This window comes from Gemmobacter caeni (assembly GCF_003054195.1).
GTDB classification, from domain to species: Bacteria; Pseudomonadota; Alphaproteobacteria; order Rhodobacterales; family Rhodobacteraceae; genus Gemmobacter; species Gemmobacter caeni.
The window spans coordinates 1-20,867 of the sequence record NZ_QBKP01000022.1; the positions used below are offsets into that span (position 1 = coordinate 1).

Annotated in this window: 19 protein-coding genes, 1 tRNA gene and 1 other RNA gene; 10 read left to right on the forward strand and 11 right to left on the reverse strand. The window is 65.7% G+C overall.

The features are described from left to right. Positions 1-391 precede the first annotated feature (391 nt). A tRNA-Arg gene (locus C8N34_RS22265) sits at positions 392-468 on the reverse strand. 261 nt (positions 469-729) lie between these two features. Between C8N34_RS22265 and C8N34_RS22270 the strand changes: the two genes are divergently transcribed. Then, positions 730-1,764 (forward strand): LacI family DNA-binding transcriptional regulator, encoded by a 1,035-nt coding sequence (locus tag C8N34_RS22270; RefSeq protein WP_054304264.1) that lies wholly within the window; start codon positions 730-732, stop codon positions 1,762-1,764. 19 nt (positions 1,765-1,783) lie between these two features. Here the strand turns inward: C8N34_RS22270 and C8N34_RS22275 are convergent, their stop codons facing one another. Continuing rightward, positions 1,784-2,326: a peptidoglycan-binding protein gene (locus tag C8N34_RS22275; protein ID WP_054304263.1), complete on the reverse strand. Its 543-nt coding sequence runs from the start codon at positions 2,324-2,326 to the stop codon at positions 1,784-1,786. Positions 2,327-2,973: 647 nt separating this feature from the next. On the opposite strand from C8N34_RS22275, the gene C8N34_RS22280 reads away from it, so the two are divergent. Beyond that, positions 2,974-5,457 carry a DEAD/DEAH box helicase gene (locus tag C8N34_RS22280; RefSeq protein WP_108130557.1) on the forward strand — a complete coding sequence of 828 codons (2,484 nt, stop codon included), beginning with the start codon at positions 2,974-2,976 and terminating at the stop codon, positions 5,455-5,457. 18 nt (positions 5,458-5,475) lie between these two features. On the opposite strand, the gene C8N34_RS22285 is transcribed toward C8N34_RS22280, so the two are convergent. Together C8N34_RS22285 and C8N34_RS22290 are read right to left on the reverse strand one after the other, a co-directional pair. Continuing rightward, the gene (locus tag C8N34_RS22285; RefSeq protein WP_108130558.1) at positions 5,476-6,099 is read right to left on the reverse strand and encodes an enoyl-CoA hydratase/isomerase family protein; all 624 of its coding nucleotides are present in this window, start codon (positions 6,097-6,099) and stop codon (positions 5,476-5,478) included. Further along, the gene (locus tag C8N34_RS22290; protein WP_054304260.1) at positions 6,096-6,848 is read right to left on the reverse strand and encodes an SDR family oxidoreductase; all 753 of its coding nucleotides are present in this window, start codon (positions 6,846-6,848) and stop codon (positions 6,096-6,098) included. The genes C8N34_RS22285 and C8N34_RS22290 overlap by 4 nt, the downstream gene beginning before the upstream one ends. Positions 6,849-6,965: 117 nt before the next feature. On the opposite strand from C8N34_RS22290, the gene C8N34_RS22295 reads away from it, so the two are divergent. The 5 genes from C8N34_RS22295 to C8N34_RS22315 all read left to right on the forward strand — a co-directional run bounded on the left by C8N34_RS22295 (position 6,966) and on the right by C8N34_RS22315 (position 13,122). Continuing rightward, positions 6,966-8,477: a DUF2125 domain-containing protein gene (locus C8N34_RS22295; protein ID WP_158640789.1), complete on the forward strand. Its 1,512-nt coding sequence runs from the start codon at positions 6,966-6,968 to the stop codon at positions 8,475-8,477. Between the two features lie 66 nt (positions 8,478-8,543). Then, positions 8,544-10,076 (forward strand): M24 family metallopeptidase, encoded by a 1,533-nt coding sequence (locus C8N34_RS22300; RefSeq protein ID WP_108130560.1) that lies wholly within the window; start codon positions 8,544-8,546, stop codon positions 10,074-10,076. A 56-nt stretch (positions 10,077-10,132) separates the two neighbouring features. Then, positions 10,133-11,473, forward strand: coding sequence for a TldD/PmbA family protein (locus C8N34_RS22305; protein ID WP_108130561.1), 1,341 nt, complete (start codon positions 10,133-10,135; stop codon positions 11,471-11,473). Between the two features lie 52 nt (positions 11,474-11,525). Then, positions 11,526-12,242 carry a 3'(2'),5'-bisphosphate nucleotidase CysQ gene (locus tag C8N34_RS22310; protein WP_108130589.1) on the forward strand — a complete coding sequence of 239 codons (717 nt, stop codon included), beginning with the start codon at positions 11,526-11,528 and terminating at the stop codon, positions 12,240-12,242. Further along, on the forward strand, positions 12,208-13,122 hold the full coding sequence (locus C8N34_RS22315; protein WP_170120572.1) for a hypothetical protein: 915 nt from the start codon (positions 12,208-12,210) through the stop codon (positions 13,120-13,122). Before C8N34_RS22310 ends, C8N34_RS22315 begins: the two co-directional genes overlap by 35 nt. Positions 13,123-13,181: 59 nt before the next feature. On the opposite strand, the gene trxA is transcribed toward C8N34_RS22315, so the two are convergent. The 5 genes from trxA to C8N34_RS22340 form a co-directional block, all read right to left on the reverse strand. Further along, positions 13,182-13,508 carry a thioredoxin gene (gene trxA, locus C8N34_RS22320; protein ID WP_054304256.1) on the reverse strand — a complete coding sequence of 109 codons (327 nt, stop codon included), beginning with the start codon at positions 13,506-13,508 and terminating at the stop codon, positions 13,182-13,184. An 88-nt stretch (positions 13,509-13,596) separates the two neighbouring features. Beyond that, positions 13,597-14,766 (reverse strand): TIGR03862 family flavoprotein, encoded by a 1,170-nt coding sequence (locus C8N34_RS22325; protein WP_108130563.1) that lies wholly within the window; start codon positions 14,764-14,766, stop codon positions 13,597-13,599. Next, positions 14,763-16,088: a mechanosensitive ion channel family protein gene (locus tag C8N34_RS22330; protein WP_054304254.1), complete on the reverse strand. Its 1,326-nt coding sequence runs from the start codon at positions 16,086-16,088 to the stop codon at positions 14,763-14,765. Before C8N34_RS22330 ends, C8N34_RS22325 begins: the two co-directional genes overlap by 4 nt. 107 nt (positions 16,089-16,195) lie before the next feature. Continuing rightward, complete coding sequence (locus C8N34_RS22335; RefSeq protein ID WP_054304253.1) at positions 16,196-16,900, reverse strand: response regulator transcription factor; 705 nt, start codon at positions 16,898-16,900, stop codon at positions 16,196-16,198. Further along, positions 16,872-17,150 (reverse strand): hypothetical protein, encoded by a 279-nt coding sequence (locus C8N34_RS22340; RefSeq protein WP_054304252.1) that lies wholly within the window; start codon positions 17,148-17,150, stop codon positions 16,872-16,874. The genes C8N34_RS22335 and C8N34_RS22340 overlap by 29 nt, the downstream gene beginning before the upstream one ends. Before the next feature lie 201 nt (positions 17,151-17,351). Here C8N34_RS22340 and C8N34_RS22345 point away from each other — a divergent pair, with 201 nt between their 5' ends. From C8N34_RS22345 to C8N34_RS22355, 3 genes are all read left to right on the forward strand, one after another. Further along, positions 17,352-17,531 carry a hypothetical protein gene (locus tag C8N34_RS22345; protein WP_054304251.1) on the forward strand — a complete coding sequence of 60 codons (180 nt, stop codon included), beginning with the start codon at positions 17,352-17,354 and terminating at the stop codon, positions 17,529-17,531. Positions 17,532-17,534: 3 nt separating this feature from the next. After that, positions 17,535-18,173 carry a ribonuclease HII gene (locus C8N34_RS22350; RefSeq protein ID WP_108130564.1) on the forward strand — a complete coding sequence of 213 codons (639 nt, stop codon included), beginning with the start codon at positions 17,535-17,537 and terminating at the stop codon, positions 18,171-18,173. An 87-nt stretch (positions 18,174-18,260) separates the two neighbouring features. After that, positions 18,261-19,385: a site-specific DNA-methyltransferase gene (locus C8N34_RS22355; RefSeq protein WP_054304249.1), complete on the forward strand. Its 1,125-nt coding sequence runs from the start codon at positions 18,261-18,263 to the stop codon at positions 19,383-19,385. Positions 19,386-19,772: 387 nt separating this feature from the next. Here C8N34_RS22355 and ffs read toward each other — a convergent pair. Together ffs and C8N34_RS22365 are read right to left on the reverse strand one after the other, a co-directional pair. Then, positions 19,773-19,869: signal recognition particle sRNA small type (gene ffs, locus C8N34_RS22360), an RNA gene on the reverse strand. 46 nt (positions 19,870-19,915) lie between these two features. Further along, on the reverse strand, positions 19,916-20,866 hold the full coding sequence (locus C8N34_RS22365; RefSeq protein ID WP_108130565.1) for an alpha/beta hydrolase family protein: 951 nt from the start codon (positions 20,864-20,866) through the stop codon (positions 19,916-19,918). Between the last annotated feature and the right edge of the window lies 1 nt (position 20,867).

Below are 20,867 nucleotides of genomic sequence, written 5' to 3' on the forward strand. Positions count from 1 at the left end.
CCTGAAACAGCCGTTAAAGCCAAGTTTTATTGATGTTTTCGGGCGATTAGCAGCTCGGGTCCGGGCGCCAGCGAGGGCGCGGATCACGCTCTGGCTACCTGTTTGGCGCAATATTTTCGTCGCGACCGCCATGACCGCCCCGAAGCCGCCCAGACACGCCACCAGAGCCTCACAGCCCCGGCAAGCGCCTTATTTTATTGAGGAAAGACGGCTGGCGACGGGTAACGACACCTAGCGACGGATAGGGCAACGCACTCTCTTAAAAACCCCTATGTTTTTGTCGCGTTACAGCACTCCTCCTCCGTTCGACAGCTGGGCACGGAAAATCCGGACGGAAGCTGCATCCACACCGAGGCGGCGAACCGCATCCATATGATTTTAAATAAATAAATGGTGACCCCGACAGGACTCGAACCTGTAACCTGCCCCTTAGGAGGGGGCTGCTCTATCCAGTTGAGCCACGGGGCCTTGTGGGCCTTCTAGCGGCGATTTCGTCGGTCTTGCAAGACTTTCCTGTTCTGGCAGAACGAAAAAGGGGGAGCGCTTTTGGCCCATCGCTCCCCCTTGGTCCCTCGCGCCGGTTGAGAGCTTGCTGGCGCGGTGGATACTGGTCGGCAGGAGTGCCGTTAGCGCTATCAATAACAGGGAAACAGGCCTTGGACAAGGGGAAGCTTTGGCGCTAACAAGGATTCACGTTCTTGCGAGAATTTTGCAGAAGGTCCAACAAACGTGTCCAAGCCTCCCGTTGCCGATCCGCGCCGCACCCTGACCCTGCGGGACGTCTCCGAAGCCTCCGGTGTCAGCGAGATGACCGTCAGCCGGGTGCTGCGCAACCGCGGGGACGTTTCCGAAACGACGCGGGAACGTGTGCTTCAGGCAGCGCGTGACCTGGGCTATGTGCCGAACAAGATCGCCGGTGCGCTGGCGTCCCAGCGGGTCAATCTGGTCGGTGTCATCATACCCTCGATGTCCAACATGGTTTTTCCCGAAGTGATGATGGGCATTTCCGAAACGCTGGAGGATACCGGCCTGCAACCCGTGGTCGGCATCACCAACTACAGCCCGGAGCGTGAGGAGGCTGTGCTTTACGAAATGCTGAGCTGGCGCCCCTCCGGTGTCATCATCGCGGGGCTTGAACACAGCCCGGCGGCGCAGGCCATGCTGGAAAGCGCGGGCATCCCGATCGTCGAGATCATGGATATCGACGGCACGCCGGTTGACAGCGCGGTCGGCATCTCGCACCGGCGGGCCGGACTGAAGATGGCCGAAGCCATCGTGGCGGCGGGGTATCGGCGCATCGGGTTTCTGGGCACCAAGATGCCGGATGACCACCGCGCCCGGAAGCGGCTGGAGGGGTTCAAAGAGGGGCTGGCGGCTGCGGGTCTGTCGCTGGCCGGCGAGGAATATTATGCGGGCGGCTCGGCGCTTCTGAAGGGTCGCGAAATGACGGGGGCGATTCTCGAACGCAACCCGGATCTCGATTTCCTTTACTATTCAAACGATATGATCGGTGCGGGCGGCCTGCTTTACTGTCTCGACAAGGGGATCGACGTTCCGGGGCGGCTGGGGCTGGCGGGCTTCAACGGGGTGGAGCTGCTGGACGGGCTTCCGCGCAAGCTGGCAACTATGGATGCCTGTCGCCGCGAGATTGGCGTACATGCGGCCGAGATCATCGCGGGCAAGCGCCCCTCGGGTGTGATCGGCGGTGAGCGGATCGAGTTGTTCCCGACGCTTGAGCCGGGCGACACCATCCGCAAGGGATGATCGCGCCCGGCCCGGAGGTTCAGTAGACCAGCCCGTCGAACAGGCCGTAGACCCCTGCAGCGCTGCCAAGGTCGCGGCCGCGTCCGCGATCATTGGCATAGGCCACGATGGCGGAATAGGTGCCGGGGCCGAAAGCGCCATCAATGCCGCCCCGGTAGTAGCCGCGCGCGGCCAGGCCGCTTTGGATCCGGCGGCGGTCGTAGGCGCTGTAGGAATTGAAGGCCTGCGCAGAGGGGGTCATCCATATGCTCGGGCGCGAGGGCTGCTGATAGCGATCATAATGCGGGGCGGGGCGGTAGACCTGCCGATAGACGGGGCGGGGCTGCACATATTGCGGCTGCACATAGCGCGGCCGCTGGTTCCGGCGCGCCTCGTCCAGCAGGCGGTCGACCACCATGGCGGCGGCCACCCCTTTCAGGAAGTTGCGTTCATTCCGGCCAAGCGCCTGCGCGGGGGCGGCGGCGGTCAGGCCGATGGCCAGTGCGGTGATGGTGGCAATGGCGGCACGGCCGAACCGGCGCGGTGCAGTCGATGCGGGAGCAGAGATGACAGCGGGCAGCATGTCCGTTCCTTTCTGTTTGCGGATTCGCTGTCCCGACAGATGCACCCCGTTGCCGCGCTAGGCAAAATCGGTGGCCTGTTATCGGATAACAAGGCAGGTTGACCAGCTTGGGCACCCTGGCCGCGTGGTGGGCAATCCGATGATGGGACCAGAAGTTGCCGTGCCAGCGAAGGGTGGCGCGACGCTATAGAAGGTTGACCTGCATAAGGCTCTCCGGGGCCGTCTGGACTTGACGGAGAACAGCAGGTTTACCGGGTGCCATCACCCTGCTTTTCGGCCGGGCAACGGGGGCGAGACGACGTGCGGATCGTCCGCGATTTCACATCGGTGACGGGCGTGACCTGCCAGAACCGCGCTAGGGGCGCGATGAATTTGGCGGTGACGCGGGCGGAGACTCTTCCGATGGTCGGGGCGGAGAACATCTGGATATATCGCGGCGCCGGGGCCGGGGCTGCGGGTTGCCATCGGCAGCTTTCTGGCCCATCGGTGCCCTGCCAGGCGCCGCAGGGCTATACAAGGGGTGGGATTTGCTGTAGGCGCGGCGGCAAGGCTCCGAATGATTCCGGGGCAGCACGGGCAGGGAGGCCCGGCTGCAAGGGGAATGGCAGGGCCGTCACAGGGCCTTCCCGCCCCTTCAGGTAACAGACATGACTGATCTTCCGATTGCGGCCCCGCTGGCAGCGGCGCTTGCCGCCAAGGGCTATGAAAGCCTCACCCCCGTGCAGGAAGCCGTTCTTGCGCCCGAATTGCTGGGTCGCGACGCGCTGGTTTCGGCGCAGACCGGCTCGGGCAAGACCGTGGCCTTTGGCCTTGCCATGGCGCCCGAGGTGCTGGGCGGCGCGGACATCCTCAAGCCCGCCGAGGCGCCGCTGGCGCTGATCATCGCGCCGACGCGCGAACTGGCGCAGCAGGTCGCGCGCGAACTGGAATGGCTTTATGCTGAGGCCGGCGCCCAGATCGCCACCTGCGTCGGTGGCATGGACTACCGCACCGAACGCCGCGCGTTGTCCTTCGGCGCGCATATCGTCGTGGGCACGCCCGGCCGCCTACGCGACCATATCGAGCGCGGCAGCCTTGATATGTCGCTGCTGCATGTCGCCGTGCTGGACGAAGCCGATGAGATGCTCGACCTTGGTTTTGCCGAGGATCTGGAGTTCATTCTCTCTGCCGCGCCGGAAGGCCGTCGCACGCTGATGTTCTCGGCCACTGTGCCGAAAGAGATCGAGAAACTCGCGTCCACCTTCCAGCGTGACGCGATCCGTCTGCAAACGGCGGGCGAGGCCAAGCAGCATGGCGATATCGAATATCGCGCCTTCAACGTCAGCCCGCGTGACCGCGAACACGCGATCTTCAACGTGCTGCGCTACTATGAGGCGCGCACGGCCATCGTGTTCTGCAAGACCCGCGCCAACGTCAATCATCTGCTGGCGCGGATGGGCAACCGGGGATTCCAGGTCGTCGCCTTGTCGGGCGAGCTGAGCCAGACCGAACGCATGCATGCGCTGCAAGCGCTGCGTGACGGGCGCGCGCGGGTCTGTATCGCCACGGACGTTGCGGCGCGTGGCATCGACTTGCCGGGGCTGGAGCTGGTCATCCACGCCGATCTGCCGTCGAATTCGGAAACCCTGCTGCACCGTTCGGGCCGCACTGGCCGCGCAGGCAACAAGGGCGTATCCGCGCTGATCGTGCCGCCGTCGGAATTCCGCAAGGCCTCGCGTCTGCTGCAAGGCGCCAAGGTCGTGGCGGAATGGGCCAAGGCCCCTTCGGCTGACGAGGTTCAGGAACGTGACGACGCGCGGCTTATGGAACTGCCGCTGCTGTCCGACCGGCCGGGCGAAGAGGCCGCGCTGGCGCGGGATCTTATCGAACGCTATGGCGCCGAACATATGGCGGCGGCTTTCGTGCGGTTGTGGCGCGATGCGCGTTCGGCGCCCGAGGTGCTTCAGGACATGGCGCCCCCTGCTGCGGCGGCCCCCTCGGCCCCGCGCGACCGCAACGCCTTTGGCGAGGCGGAATGGTTCCTGCTGACGGTCGGCCATGAGGGTCGGGCGGAGGCGCGCTGGCTGTTGCCGAAGATCTGTGATGGTGTCGGCATCACCAAGAACGAGATCGGTGCGATCCGCGTGCAGCAGACCGTGACCTTCGTCCAGATCGCCAAGGCGGCGGCTGGTCGCATCGGGGCGCAAGTGGAGCTTGAGCCCGGCCTGAACATGGAGCGCGTCGAGGGCGAGCCGCAGTTTGGCCGCCCGGAACGCGGTGGCCCGCGTCCTGAGCGCGCCCCGCGCCCGGACCGTGGTGACCGGACTGATCGTGCGCCGCGTCGTGACAAGCCTGCCTATCAGCCGAAACCGTCGCGCTTTGTCGATGAGGGTGAGGCCGCGCCGCGCCCTGCGCGGGAGGACCGCCCGGCCCGGGACCGGGACGAACGCCCGGCGCGTGCCTGGGAAGATCGTCGCCCCGCAGCGGCTGAGGGAACCCGCAAACCCTATGCGAGCCGCGAGCGTGAGTATCCGCAACGCCCGGAAGGTGCCGAGACGGAAAAGCGCAGCTACAAGCCGCGCGAAGCCGCGCCCTATGGCCGCAAGGCACAGGGCGAGGAGGCCGCTCCTGCGCGCAAGCCCTACACCCCGCGCGACTCCGGCGACCGCAAACCCTATGCCCCGCGTGAGGCGGGAGAGCGCAAACCTTACGCCCCGCGCGACGGTGCGGACCGCAAGCCCTACACGCCGCGTGAGGGGGGCGAGCGCAAACCCTATGGCGCCCGCGATACGGGGGACCGCAAGCCTTATACTCCGCGCGAAGGCGGGGATCGCAAACCTTACGGAGCGCGGGACGAGGGCGACCGTAAACCCTATGCGCCGCGCGGTGCCGGGCCCGAGGGCGGCGACCGCAAGCCGCGCTGGTCGGCGGGGGATCGTGCCACGAAGGGCGGCGATGCCAAACCGGCGGCCAAGTCGGCTGGCTTCAAGTCCCATGGCGGCGGCAAGGACAAGCCCGCCCGCGCGGCCGGAACGAAGTCGCACAAGGCGGAAGGCGGTTTCGCGGCGAAGTCCGGCAAGGGCAAACCCGCGCCGCGTCCGGTGGATGCGCGCGACACCTCCAAGCGCTTCGTGCCGCCGAAGAAGAAGTAAGACGCAGATGCGGGGCATTCAGCCCCGCAGTGGCACCATTGCCTTGATCGCCGCGACATGGGCGGGGGTTGCCCCGCCCGCATCCTCCGCAAGCTCGGCTGCTGTGGCCATCAGGGTCTCCGGCGCGACGATGCGGTCCAGCATACCCCAGGCCAGCGCTTCTTCCGCGCTGGCCTTTACACCTGCCATCAGGATCATCTTGGCCCGTGACGGCCCGACCAGCGCGGCCAGACGGCCGGGGTCCGACGGCTGTGGCAGGAAGCCAAGCTTCATCACCGGGTAGAAGAATTTCGCTCCCGGTACGCCGATCCGCAGGTCACAGGCCAGCACCATGCCCATGGCGCCCCCGGCCAGCGTGCCGTTCAGCGCGGCGATGGTCAGGCAGGGCAGGGCGGCGATGCGGCCCGACAGCCGTTCCCAGACATCGGCGGTGGCAAGCCCTGCGCTGGCTTCGTCCAGATCGGCCCCGGCAGAAAACACCTTGCCGGCGCCCGTCAGCACCAGCACCCGCGCGCCCTCGGCCCCGGCGCGGATCGCGAGAGTGTCCAGTTCCTCCAGCATGGCGCGGGTCAGCGAATTGGCCTTGTCGGGCCGGTTCAGTGTGACGGTCCAGACATCGCCGTCGACAGACAGTTCGATCATGCCAACAGCCCCACCTTGCGCCGGATGTTTTCGTCCCTGAGCGAAATTTCCTCGCCCCGCCAGTCATCGGCTTCGGGGCTGCACATCCACAGCAAGGCCTGCGCGGGCCAGTCGGCGGGAATATGGTCTGTCACCTCAAGACGGCTGACAGGGTTGATGCCTGATGCCTTGATCTGCACCTGCATCCCGGTCGCGACCGTGCCGGGCGACAGACCCATGACGCGCAGCCACTGGCCTTCCTCCAGATGCAGGGCGCGCGTCAGCATCGCCGCCCCGGCCTTCGAGGCGCAATAGGCGCTCCAGCCCTCCAGTGGCCGGTGCGCTGCGCCGGAAGAGATGGTGATGATCGTGCCGGTACCGGCGGATTTCATCACCGGAAGCGCCGCGCGGATGCCGTTGAACACCCCCGCCAGATTGACCTGCACCGCCTGTGCCCAAAGCGCGGGATCGGCGTCTTCGATCCGCGCGATCGGCTCGATCATTCCGGCGTTGTTGACCAGCACGTCAAGCTGTCCCCAGTGTGCGACAATCTGCGCCACCGCAGCCGAAACCGCCGCTGCATCCGCCACATCGCAGGCCAGCGCCAGGGCGCGATCCGCGCCGATATCCGCCGTCAGCGCCGCCATTTCCGCTTCGCTGCGTGCCAACAGGGCGACTTTCGCGCCTGCGGCCGCGAAAACCCGCGCCGCCGCCGCGCCGATCCCCCGGCTTGCGCCGGTAATCGCCACTACCTTCCCGTTCATCACCATGCCTTCTTCCCTCCGTCACGCAGGCTTGATACCTCATGTGACATCGCGCCGGAAAGCCTTGACCGGCCCATGCCACTCGCGGATGCTGTTGCATCATTACAGCAGGAAGGTTTCGTTATGACCCGATTGAAATTCATGTGCTCGACCGCCTGCGTGGCGCTTCTGGCGGGCAATGCCGCTTTGGCGGATGTGACTCCCGAACAGGTCTGGGAGAACTGGAAGACGCTCAGCACCTCCTACGGCCAGACGATGACGACCGGCAGCGAAGCCCGCGAGGGTGATACGCTGGTGATTCGCGGCATCGACCTTACGTCGAAGAACGAAGGAGCCGAGGCAGTGATGCATCTGGACGAGGTGCGCCTGAAGGAACAGGGAGACGGCACCGTCGAGATGACGATGAGCGAGACGTCCAGCATGACGGTGAAAACCGAAGCCGAGGGTGAGGTGCCCGCAACCACCACCGGGCTGACGATTGCCACCCCCGGCATGCGCGTCATCGTCTCGGGCACGCCCGAGGAAACCCGGTATGATTTCACCGGCTCCAGCGTGAAAGCATCACTGTCCGGCATCGAAGGCCCGAAAGACGTCCCCGAGGATCTGAAGGTCGAGGCGACGCTGCGCGGCCTTTCCGGCAATTACCTGGTCTCGGGCACGACCGATTTGGTGGTGACCAGCAATCTGGCGGCGGACAGCCTTGGCATTGTGATCAGCGGCACGGATACCGCAGACAACAGCAAGGTTGACGTCAAGGCCGACATGACCGCGCTGACCGGGCAGTCGACTTCGCGGATGACCGGCGGCGTGGCAGATGATTTTCTGGCCGCGCTGAAAGCGGGCAGCGCGATGGAGGGCAGCTTTGCCTATGCCGGGGGCACCTTGGACATGAAGGTCGATGGCGCGGAAGGCCCGATGCAGATTTCGGCCTCCAATACCGGCGGCAGCCTTTCTTTCGCGATGGACGCCAGCCGTCTGGCCTATGGTGCCGGTGCGAAGGACGCGCGCGTCACGGTCTTGGGTGCGCAGATCCCCTTCCCGCAGGTGAATTTCGGCTACAAGGAAGGCGCGTTCAATCTGGTGATGCCGGTTTCCCGAACCGACGCCCCCGCCGATTTTGCCTTCCTGACCAAGCTTGTCGGGCTGACCGTCTCGGATGAGATCTGGGGCATGCTGGACCCGACAGCGCAGCTGCCGCGCGACCCCATGAACGTGGTGCTGGATACCAAGGGCAAGGTCACGCTGAACGTCAATCTGCTGGACGAGGCCGAGATGGCCGCGCTGGGTGAAGGCGCTCCGGGCGAGATCAATGCGCTGGACATCAACGAACTTCAGGTCACCGCCGCAGGGGCCGAGGTCACGGGTTCGGGCGCGCTGACCTTCGACAACAGCGATATGGAAACCTATGGTGGCGTTCCGGCGCCGACCGGCCAGATCGACCTGAAGGCCGTGGGCGTCAACGCGCTGCTGGACAAGCTGATGGCCATGGGGCTGGTCCCTGAGGATCAGATGATGGGCACCCGGATGATGCTGGGCATGTTCGCCAAGGTCGATCCCAGTGCGCCGGATACTATGACCTCCACGCTGGAGTTCAAGGACAAGCACTTCTTCGCCAACGGCATGCAGCTGCAATAACCTGCACCCGACATCCCTTGGGCCGCCCTCATCGGGCGGCCTTTTTCGTGAAAGGAAACGCCCCTTATGCAATCAGACGCGCTGTTCGCCCAGTTGCACCGCGAGGCCGAGGCGCTGGGCGGCGCGCGGCTCTTTACCATCAGTGTGCAGGACCCCGATGTGGGGCTGGCGCGCCGGGCCTACAGTTCGGATCATACGGCCTATCCGCTGTCCGTGCCAAAGCCGATCCAGCAGGACGCCTGGTCGCGCCGCGTGCTGATCGAGGGGAAGCCCTTCATCGCCAATACCACGGCGGAGTTCGCGCCTTATTTCTTTGATCATGCGCAGATCAATGCGCTGGGCTGTCATTCCGCGATCAACCTGCCGGTGCTGGATGGCGGGCAGGTGATCGGCACAGTGAACATTCTGGATGTGGAAAACCACTTCACCCCGGATCGGGTGACGGCCTTGCAGGACTTGCTGGCGGCGCAACATGTGGCGCTGGTTGCGGCCATGCGCGCCGTGCCGGTGGGCGGTTCGGTGGCTGAGGCGCGTCTGGCGCGGTTGCGCGTGCGGATGGTCGAGGCGGGGGTGGATCTGGTGGCGCTGGCGCCCGGCGCGCATCTGCGCTGGCTGCACGGGTTCGCGCCGATGCCGGATGAACGGCCCTGCCTCGCGCTGATCGGCCATCGTACCGCTGGCTGGCTGATGCCCGCGCTGAACGGCGAGGAGGTGGCGGCGCACAGCGACTGGGCGCAATGGCGCTGGGCGGATGATCAGGGGCCCGCCGCCGCGCTGGCTGAGGCGCTGGCCGCGCTTGGTGACATTGGCACGGTCAGTCTGGATGAAACCATGCGCGCCGACCATGCCCTGCTGCTGCTGGACGCGCTGCCCGCTGCCGGTCGGATGTTTGCCTCGGAAACCGTGGGGCATCTGCGGCTTTGCAAGGATGCGACCGAAATCTCCGCCCTGCGCGAAAACGCCCGCATCGCCGATCTGGCGCAACAGGCCCTGCGCGCCGCGATCCGCCCCGGCCAGACGGAGCGGCAGGTGGCCGAAGCCGCGCGCGCCGCTTTCAAGGCCGAAGGCGCGGTGCCGGAGTTCACCATCATCGCCAGCGGCCCGAACGGGGCTTTCCCGCATCATCACACCGGCGACCGGGTCATCGCGGAAGGGGACATCCTCGTCTGTGACATTGGTGCCCGCAAGGATGGATACTATTCCGACATCACCCGCATGGCGGCCTGTGGCCCCGCGCCCGAAGGCTATGCCGAGGTACATGCCGTGGTCGAGGCGGCGGTGCAGGCCGCGCTGGCCGTTATCCGCCCCGGCATCCCGGCGCGTGACGTTGATGCAGCGGCCCGCGCGGTGATCGCGACGGCGGGCTACGGCGATTTCTTCACCCACCGCACGGGCCATGGCGTCGGGCAGGAAATCCACGAGCCACCCTATATCAGCGGCACGTCTGACGTGATCCTGGCGCCGGGAATGGTGTTCTCGGTCGAGCCGGGCATCTATCTGCCCGGCCGGTTCGGCATCCGGCTGGAGGAACTCGCCGTCGTCACCGAAACCGGATGCGAGATCCTGTCGTCGCTGCCGCGCGATCTGCATATCGCATAAGTCTTGCACGCAGGCGCCGGGCGGCTTAGCTCGGTCCTGCACAGGAAGGACATGCCATGACCGATCTCGCTACCCTGACCCATGCCCTGCTCGACGCGGCCCGTAAGGCGGGCGCCGAGGCTGCCGATGCACTGGCGGTAGAGGGCACGGCGCTGTCCATCGACATCCGTCAGGGCAAGCTGGAACAGGCGGAACGGGCCGAACAGATCGACCTTGGTCTCCGCGTGCTGATCGGCGGGCGGCAGGCCTGTGTTTCGGTCTCGGATACCTCACCGCGCACGTTGGCCGAGGTGGCGGAACGCGCCGTCGCCATGGCGCGCGAGGCCCCGGCGGACCCATACGCGGGGCTGGCTGATCCCGGCCAGATCGCCCGCGACTGGGATCTGGCGGCGCTGGATCTTGCCGATGACGCGCCCGAACCCAGCCCTGCCGCGCTGGAACAGGCCGCCCGTGCCGCAGAAGACGCCGCCATGGCCCGCGCCGGCATCCGGCAGGTGGAGGCTTCCGCCGGCCATTCGCGCCGCCGCATGCACCTTGCCGCGACCAACGGCTTTTCCGGTGGCTATGCCCGCAGCGCCACCTCGGTTTCCGCCGTCGCTTTCACCGGCGAGGGCACGGGGATGGAGCGTGACTGGGCCGGGGAATCCCGCATCCATATCGCCGACATGCCGCCGCCAGAGGAAACCGGCGCCCTGGCCGCCGAACGTGCGCTGGCGCGGGCGGGGGCGCGCAAACCGGCGACCGGCACCTATAATGTGCTGTTTGACGAACGGATCGCGCAAAGTCTGATCGGCCATCTTCTGTCGGCAGTGAATGGCGCTTCCATCGCGCGCGGCTCAAGCTGGCTGCGCGATGCTTTGGGGCAGCAGGTGTTGCCCAAGGGGCTGTCGGTGATCGAGGATCCGCATCGCGCGCGGATTTCCGGCTCGCGTCCTTTCGATGCCGAAGGGCTGCCGACGCAGCGCCGTGCCATTGTGGAAAACGGCATCCTGACCGGCTGGACGCTGGATCTGGCTACCGGGCGCAAGCTTGGTATGGCCTCCACCGCCAATGCGGCGCGCGGCACCACGTCGCCGCCTTCGCCCGCGACCTCGAACATCGACCTGACGCCGGGCACCGCCACGCGCAAGCAACTGATCGGGCAGATGGGGACCGGGCTTCTGGTGACCTCGATGATCGGCTCGACCATCAACCCGACTACGGGGGATTATTCGCGCGGCGCCAGCGGCTTCTGGGTCGAGGATGGCGAGATCGCCTATCCGGTGAATGAATGCACCATCGCGGGCAATCTGCGGACCATGCTTCTGTCGATGATCGCCGCCAATGATGCGCGGCCGCATCTGTCGACCCGGGTGCCCAGCCTGCTGGTGGAAGGGATGACGCTTGCGGGTCAATGAGGATGACCTTGTCCTGATCACCGATGCGGCCCGGCAGGCGGGTGCGCTGGCCATGCGATACTGGCGGCAGGCGCCGAAATCCTGGGAAAAGCCGGGGCAGGGGCCTGTCAGCGAGGCTGATCTGGCGGTGAACGCCCTGCTGCACGACCTGCTTTTGAAGACGCGTCCTGATTATGGCTGGCTGTCCGAGGAAGACGCAGACACGCCCGAACGGCTGGGCGCCGCGCGGCTGTTCGTTCTGGACCCGATCGACGGCACCCGTGCCTTCATCGCGGGCGAGGATACCTTCGCCGTTTCGCTGGCCGTGGTAGAGCAGGGCATCCCGGTGGCGGGTGTGGTCCATCTGCCGGCGCTGGACCGCACCTATACGGCTGCACTGGCGCAGGGGGCGCGGAAGAACGACGCGCCGATCCGCGCCTCGGGCCGGGCCGGGGTCGAAGGGGCGACGCTGCTGACCACCGGGCCGAACATGGCGCCGGAGCACTGGCCCGGCGGGGTGCCGGACCTGAAACGCAGCTTTCGCCCCTCGCTGGCCTATCGGCTGTGTCTGGTGGCCGAGGGGCGGCATGATGGTATGCTCACCCTGCGCGATGCCTGGGAATGGGACATTGCCGCCGGGGCGCTGATCGCGGCCGAAGCGGGCGCCACGGTGACTGACCGGCTGGGCCAACCCCTGCGGTTCAACATCGCGCATCCGCAGGCGGCGGGGGTGATCGCTGCGGCGCCGGGGTTGCATGCGGCGCTACTGTCGCGCTTGGGCCATGGCTGATCGGGCGCTCCACCTCTATCTGCCCGCACATCTGCGGGCAGATCACGAAGCGGGCAAGACCAATATCCTCAGCCGGATCATCGAGGCGCTGCCGGGCTGGGCGCTGCATCACCACCCGGAGGCTGAAGGCGCCGAGCCGCCCGCGCGTGGCGGCTATACCCTGACCCATATGCAAGAACCGCAGGACCGGCGCACGTTGTGTCTGCGCCGCGCCTATTACTATCCGTTCTGGCGGATCGAGCCGACCAACGAGCGCTGGAACTTCGCCGTCGCGCGCAAGGCACCTGATTACAGCCGCATCCCGCCCCGCGCCCGAGCCTTCCACGCGCGGTTGCGCGAACGTGTGCTGGCAGGGCGCGAGTCCACGCGCGAAGGCTTTGTCTTCATGCCCTTGCAGGGCCGCCTGCTGGATCACCGCTCGTTCCAAAGCATGAGCCCGATGGCGATGATCGCCGAGACGCTGGCGCGTCAACCCTTGCCGGTGGTGGCGACGCTGCATCCCGGCGAGACCTATACCGGGGCCGAGCGCGTCGCGCTGGCTGGGGTGACAGACCCGCGTTTCCGTCTGGTCGAGGCGCCTTCTGCCGAACTGCTTGCCCGCTGCGATCATGTGGTCACGCAAAACTCCAGCGTGGCCTTGCAGGCGATGATCGCGGGCAAGGGGGCGGTGTTGTTTGCCGGGATCGACTTTCATCACCCCGCCGGTTCGGTCCTGCGCGACGGGATCGAAGCCGCCTTCGCGCGTGGGGCCGCGCCGCCAGACCGCATGGCCGAATATCTGTGGTGGTTCTTCCGGCACGAGGCGATTGACGCGCAGGCCCCCGACGCCCCGGCCCGGATCGCGGCGCTTCTTAAGGCCCAGGGCTGGCCGATCGCCTAGAACACCCGCATAAAAAAGGCGGCCCCGAAGGACCGCCCTTTCCGAAATTCAGCGCAAAATCAGATGGCCGAGCTGATCCAGTTCGCCAGCGCGGCTTTCGGCGCGGCGCCGATCTTGTTCGACACCACCTGCCCGTCCTTGAACAGGAACAGCGCCGGAATGCCGCGCACACCCAGAACAGCCGGGCTGTCGGGGTTTTCGTCGACATTGACCTTCACGATCTTCACCTTGCCCGCATATTCAGTGGCGAGTTCCTCCAGCGCCGGGCCGATCTGGCGGCACGGGCCGCACCATTCGGCCCAGAAATCCACCACGACCGGGATCGGCGATTTGCGGACTTCTTCATCGAAAGTGGCATCGGTGACGGCTACGGTTGCGGCGCCCATGATCGTTCTCCAAGGGAATCTGTCAGGCAAGAAACGTAAGGAGCCGGGCGCGCAGCGTCAAGGACTAGCGGCTGCGGCATAGCCGACCTCACGATATCGGGATGCTCGCCAGCCGCCGCGCCGCCGCGCGCCCCGCATGAAGGCCGGTGGCCCAGCTTGCGGTCAGCAGATAGCCGCCGGTCGGCGCCTCCCAGTCCAGCATTTCCCCGGCGGCAAAAAGGCCCGGCAGGGCTTTCAGCTCCAGATCATCGGTGAGGGCCGCGCGCGCGATCCCCCCCGCTGAGGATATCGCCTCGTCCAGCGGGCGGGGGCCTGTATGGGGCACCGGCAGATGCTTCAGCAGGGGGGCCAGATCGGCGGGCAGGGGCCGGGCCAGTTCCATCACCAGCGCGGTCGTCGCGGGCGGCAATCCCAGCTTGCGCAGCCGGTTACTGGCACTTTCGCCCGGCTTCATCCGCACCAGCCGGTCGCGCAGTGTCGCCAGAGTCAGATCGGGGAACAGATCCAGCGCCAGAGGTGCCCCCAACCGCAAGTCGCGGCTGATTGTGTAGATCCCGCCGCCTTCAAGCCCGCGGGCAGAGATCACGAACTCGCCCCGCTCGCGCCGGTCGCCCGCAATCAGGCAGGCGCCCTTGACCGGCTGGCCGAAATGCCGCGCCATATGGGGGGACCAGCCCATGCAAAAGCCCATGTTCGCCGGGGCGAAGGGCGTCATCTTCACGCCCCGCGCGGCCAGCCAGGGCAGCCAGGCCGCATCTGACCCCAGCCGGGGCCAGCTTGCGCCGCCAAGCGCCAGCACGGTGACGGCAGGGCGCAGCGCTTGCGGGCCCTCCGGCGTGTCGAAAATCAGCGCATCGCCATCAAATCCGGTCCAGCGCCAACGGCGGCGCAGGTCCACGCCCTTCCGCGCCAACCGCTCCAGCCAGGCCCGCAGCAGCGGTGAACCTTTCAGAGCCACCGGAAACACCCGCCCCGACGAGCCGGTGAAGACCTCTTGCCCCAACCCGCGACAGAAGTCCTTCACCTGTTCGGGGCCAAAGGCGGCCAGTATCGGTGCCAGCCATCCGGCATCGTACTGCGCGGCGAAGGCGGGCAGCGGCTCGTCCTTCGTCACGTTCAGCCCGGATTTCCCCGCCATCAGCAGCTTGCGCGCAGGAGAGGGCTTGGCCTCTGCCACCACGACTGCATGCCCCGCATCGGCCAGCGCCTCGGCTGCCATCAGCCCGGCCGGACCGGCGCCGATGACCAGCGCCCTCATGCCCCCGCGGCCTCGGCGCCTGCGTTGCGGATATGGACCACGCGCTGCGGGAAGGGCATCTCGATCCCGTTGTCCTTCAGCGCGTTCCAGATGGCGAACAGCACGGGTGATCCGAAGCGGTTCTTGCCATCGTCAATGCCGTTGACCCAGTATTCCACCGCGAAATCGACAGAACTTTCGCCAAAGCCACGCAACTCGCAGTCGGGCCCGTCGGGTTCGGTCAGCACGAAGGGCAGCGCGGCGACTGCCGCCTCGATGATCTCCGGCACCTTGTTGATATCGGTGTCATAGCTGACCGAGAACTCTGCCTCGTAACGGTTGGCTGACCCCTGATCGGAATAGTTGACCACGCGCGAGGTGATGAAATGGTCATTCGGCACCACGATCCATTTGCCATCGAAGGTTTCCAGAATGCAGGCGCGGGCAGTCATCCGGACGATGGTGCCCTTTTCGCCGCCGTCCAGTTCGACGTAATCGCCGACGGTGGTCTGGCCTTCCAGCAGCAGGATGATGCCGGACACGAAGTTCGCAGCGATCTGCTGCAGGCCAAGGCCGATCCCGACACCCAGCGCACCGCCCAGAACCGCGACGGCGGTCAGGTCGATGCCCATGATCGACATCAGCAGCAGGAACGAGGCGCCGAAGATCATAACCTCGGTTGCCTTCACCGCCAGTTCGCGGGTGGCCGGGCGCAGCTCTTCCTGTTTCTTGATGTAATCGGCGCTCTGCCGGTTCGACCAGGCGCCCAGCCAGAACAGCAGCGATCCCGCAATCAGCCCCCGGATCAGTGCCATGACCGAGAAGCGGATGTTGCCGAAAGCGATGATGGTTTCTTCCAGCCGCAGCGAAATCTCGTCCAGGATGCCAAGCGCATAAAGCGCGGCGACCGGAATCAGGACATAGCGACCCAACAGCCGCAGGAAGCTGTCACGCAGCACTTCGCGCACGAAGATCCGGGCGGCGAGGAACAGGAAGATGCGCTTGCCAAAGGCGATAACGGCACCCGAGCCGAACAGCGAGCGGGTGATCTCTTCTCCCAGAGCGGTGAAGGCCCAGGCGAAAAGAGGCAGCAGAAGCGGCAGGAAGCGGCTGGCGAACAGGCGCGCCGTGACCATATAGCCGGTCTTGCCCTCCGGCGGGGTGATCAGCCGCATGAACAGCGGCTGGGTCCGCAGCGTCAGCAGCCGCGCGGCCATGAAGGCCACGATCAGCAGGGCGAATTGCGACCAGGCGGCGGGCGACAGCAGCCAGAGCTTTGCCGTCTCGACCGCCGGGTCCAGCCATTCATGCAGCACGAGGAAGAATTCGGATTGCTTGTCCATTGCGATGCCCCAATACGCCGGGTCCGACCTGCCGGGAATGGCGGAGGCTTCGCAGAACCCGCCCGCCGGTGCAAGCCTTCGTCACCGGCAGGGCGGGTGCCCCAACGTCAGATCATGCGGATCGTATCTTTCTCGACCGAAAGCACATAGCCGCGCCGGGCGATGGTCTTGACCAGAAGTTCCGACACCAACTGGTTCCCCAGCGCGTCGCGCAGCCGCTTGACCCGCGTGGCGCCCGATGCCTCGTCGCAATCCGCCTCGGTCCGGCCCGAGATCACCGCCTCGATCTGCGCGCCGGTCAGCACCTCGTCATCCATCCGTGCCTCGGCCAGCACCGACAGGGTTTCGATGGCGGCCTCGGTCAGCTTGAATTCCAGATCGTTGATATAGACCGCCCGGCTTTCCCGGCTGATCATCAGGGACGACACGGTGATCCCCGACCGCTGGATGGCTGACATCCGGCGGTTTTGCCCCACGATGGTCAGCAGGAACACCAGACAGGCCACCAGCAACCCGGCGGAAAACACCAGAAGCACGAAGATGACCATGCGATAGCTCGACAGCACCTCCTGAAAGGTGGTGCCGGATTGCGCGATGATCTCCAGCAGCTTGATCTCGGCTAGGGTGCGCAGGTCGTCGTTTTCGACGAAGAGCTTTTCCACCCGCGCATTGAAGGCATTGGCGTCAGGCAGGCTGAGAAACAGGAACACCGCCGCCGCGGCGAGAATCGCGACAATGGCGGCGACGCCGAAAGCGGCCGTGCGGTTCCCCGCGCGGAGACTTTCAGTAACGGAGGAAGTAATCTCCGGCACTCGATCGCCTTTCATTGAGGCCCTCGGGGCCGAAGGTGGACACGATATTTAAGAGCTTCCAGCCCTGCGCGGCAAGGCGCGGCGCCAGTTCGGCGCGGGCGCCTTTCTTGTTGCAGGCGGAAACTTGCGCCACGCCGTAGTGCAGGCGCAGCGGGTTGTCCTGCTTGGCCTTGTAATCGGCATAGCATTCGGCAGCCGCAGGCATGGCGACAAGGCAGGCAAGGGCGGCTGCAAGAAGAACGCGGATCATGGCGCAGGCTCCGGTTAGGGTCTTTGCATACTGAGGGGGAAGCGCCTGTAATTCAATAACCTGAGCGGAGATTGGCCGTTGTTATCGGATAACGCGGCCGTGTCATTGCCTGTCCTGCGGCGCCGGGCGAATATGCCTGCAATGACTGGCGAACCATGAGTCGCCGGCATCGACGCAGAGCAGAAGAACAGGAGATTTCAGATGACCCAACCCCGTCACCGGGGGCGGCTTTCGCCGCAGACCCGTTTCGCCCTGACCATGATGGCCGCACTCGCGGTGATGATTGCCCTGACGCTGTCCGCCCTTCCGGGGCAGGGAAATGCCACGACGACCTGCAAGCTGGAACTGTCGGAACCGGCGCATCGCGCCTGTGACGTCTGATCCGTGGCTCGTCCGGTTCCCGATCTGAGCCTTGAGGATGAGGCCCTGTCCCGCTTCCCCGGCCCGATTGCCGGCGTGGATGAAGTCGGGCGTGGTCCGCTTTGCGGGCCTGTTACCGCAGCGGCTGTGATTCTCGATCACGCGCATCTGCCGGAAGGCATATCCGACAGCAAGACCCTGTCATCTGCGACGCGCGAACGGCTCGCCGAAGAAATTCAGGCTTCGGCACTGGTCGGCATCGGTCACGCGAGCGTCGAGGAGATCGACGCGCTCAATATCCTTCAGGCCAGCTTTCTGGCCATGCGCCGCGCTGTCGCCGCGCTGGCCGTGGCGCCGGGCTTCGTTCTGGTCGATGGCAACCGCCTGCCCCCCGGCCTCCCCTGCGCGGGACAGGCCGTGGTGAAGGGGGACGGGCGCAGCCTGTCCATCGCAGCCGCCTCGATTGTTGCCAAAGTGGCACGCGATCGCATCATGGTGGATTTGGCGCAACAGCACCCCGGCTACGGCTGGGAGCGCAATGCCGGTTACCCGACCAGGGACCACCTTCAGGCGCTTCTAGATTTTGGGGTGACCCCTCATCATAGGCGTTCGTTCCGCCCGGTCCACAATATCTTGTATCAAGACGTTTCTATAACTCGTTGATTCAAAAAAGAATTTGACGGGGAATCGTCTCTGACTCATCTTGGGACACAAGATAACGGCCCGCAGAGGCCGCAGACCGAGGCAGTAATGACGATCAAGAAGACCCGTGCGGAGGCCCCCGGCCTGCCGCTTAACCAGATCATTGCCGGTGACTGTATCGAGGCCATGAACAGCCTTCCGGCCGGCTCGGTGGATCTGATTTTCGCAGATCCGCCCTATAACCTTCAGCTGAAGGGCGAGCTTCATCGTCCCGACAACAGCAAGGTGGATGCGGTCGATGATCACTGGGACCAGTTCTCCAGCTTCTCGGCCTACGACCGCTTCACCCGCGACTGGCTGACCGCTGCGCGGCGCCTGCTGAAGCCGACCGGCGCAATCTGGGTGATCGGCAGCTATCACAACATCTTCCGCGTCGGCGTCGCCATGCAGGATGCGGGCTACTGGATGCTGAACGATGTGGTCTGGCGCAAGACCAACCCGATGCCCAACTTCCGCGGCAAACGTCTGACCAACGCGCATGAAACGCTGATCTGGGCCAGCCGCGATGAGGCGGCCAAATACACCTTCAACTACGAGGCGCTGAAAGCGCTCAATGACGGTGTGCAGATGCGCAGCGACTGGGTACTGCCGATCTGCACCGGGCATGAACGGCTGAAGGATGAAAACGGCGACAAGGCGCATCCGACGCAGAAGCCCGAAAGCCTGCTGCACCGCATCCTGATCGCCACTACCAACCCCGGCGATGTGGTCCTCGACCCATTCTTCGGCACGGGCACCACCGGCGCGGTGGCCAAGATGCTGGGCCGTGATTTCATCGGGATCGAGCGGGAGGAAAGCTACCGCAAGGTTGCCACCGAACGTATCGCGCGTATCCGCAAGTTCGATGCCTCGGGGCTGGAAGTCACCGGCAGCAAGCGGGCCGAGCCGCGTGTGCCCTTTGGTCAGGTGGTCGAACGTGGCATGCTGCGTCCGGGGGAAGAGCTTTATTCCGTCGGCAACCGCTTCAAGGCCAAGGTCCGCGCCGATGGCACGCTGATCGGGAACGAGGTCAAGGGCTCGATCCATCAGGTCGGGGCGGCCTATGAAAAGGCGCCTTCCTGCAATGGCTGGACCTACTGGCACTTCAAGCGGGATGGCAAGATGATCCCCATTGATATCCTGCGCCAGCAGATCCGCGCCGAGATGGAGGCTGACGAGCGCCAGCATCACTGAGGCGCCGTTTCCCATAAGCTCAAAAGTTACGCCTGTGCCCCGGTCCGCCGGGGGCACACCTCCCCGCCATGCCTGCATGGCGGGGCTTTTTGCATGCGGTCAGAACCTGCATGCCCGGCCTGTTTCATCCCTTTGCGCGGCCATGCGTTGGTCCGAAACCCCGCTTCCGGCTTTTGCAGCCTGCGCGGAATACCATCCGGGCCATCAGGCTGCGGGCGGGGATATCTCGCAGACCGTCAGCGGCGCATCGAAACCGTCTGGATGCGCGATCTGTGCAGGGCGGTTCAGGCATTCACTTTCCCGAACCTGCCCTGGAGGCCGGTACAAATGGCGTCAAACCCCTGAGGTCAGGGGCGCTATTTCGCGTCAATGGCTTAGGCGTAATTGGGTGAGAGGCTGGACAACGACCCAAGCGGGGCTCGTTACGGCTGCTTCCTTCCGGACCTGACCGGGTTGGCGAGGCGCTCGCCCGCGCCAACCTCTCGAGGCATCACATAGGCAAGGTGGCGGGATTCTGCAAGCCCTCGCGTTTAGCGGGGCAGGGCGGCGATCAGCTTGGTCAGGGCGGTCCTGAACCGCTCGGGCGCGGTGTCGCGGCTTTGCAGGTGGTCGCCGGGGGTGAGAACCAGAACGGTGTCGCCGCCGCGTGCGGCCAGCAGGGCCTTGCTGGTTTCAGGTGGTACGATCCGGTCCGCCTCGCCATGAAAGATCAGCAGCGGACCCTTGAAGGCGATAAAGGCATTTGTCACCCGCGCCTGTGACAGATCAAGCCCGTGGCTGAAGCCGAAGGCGGGCAGGGCCAGCGCGGTTCCGATCCCACCCAGAGGCAGCGCCATCCGGCGGGTGATGTGGCGCAGTGTGGCGGGAAAATCCAGCGCGGGGGCATCCAGAACCACGCCAGCGGTCATCCTGGCACGGTCGGACCGGGCCAGAAACTGTCCGGCGATGCTGCCCCCCATCGAGGCTGCGACCAGCAGTACCGAGTCATAGCCCTGACTTTTCGCCCAGTCATAAGCCGCCTCCAGGTCGCGCCATTCGGTCAGGCCGAAGGCATGCAGGCCGTCAGGGGCGGGCGGGGCGCCCGCGTCGTTGCGATAGGTGATCAGCAGAACGGGCAGACCCGCCTGATGCAGTTGCGGCAGGAAAGGGTAGCCGTCCTCGCGCGCGCCGCCGATCCCATGAACGAAGATAGCAAGCCGTTTGCCATCTGCGCCGGGGGCAGGGATTAACCATGCGGGGGCGGGGCCCAGCGGCGTCTCCAGTTCGACGCCCTGCCACGCCATCCCGAAAGCGCGCCCCGGATCGCCGCGATAGCCGATTTTCAGCGGATCGTCTATTTCAGGCTGAGCCAGCGCCGAGAAGGCGCGGCCGGTCAGTACCTCGACCATCAGCCGATGCGCAAACCATGCCGACCCCAGCACCGCCAGCAAGGCAAGGAGCGCGGCGGCAGTCAGAAGGCGCCTGATCCAGCGGCTGCTCATG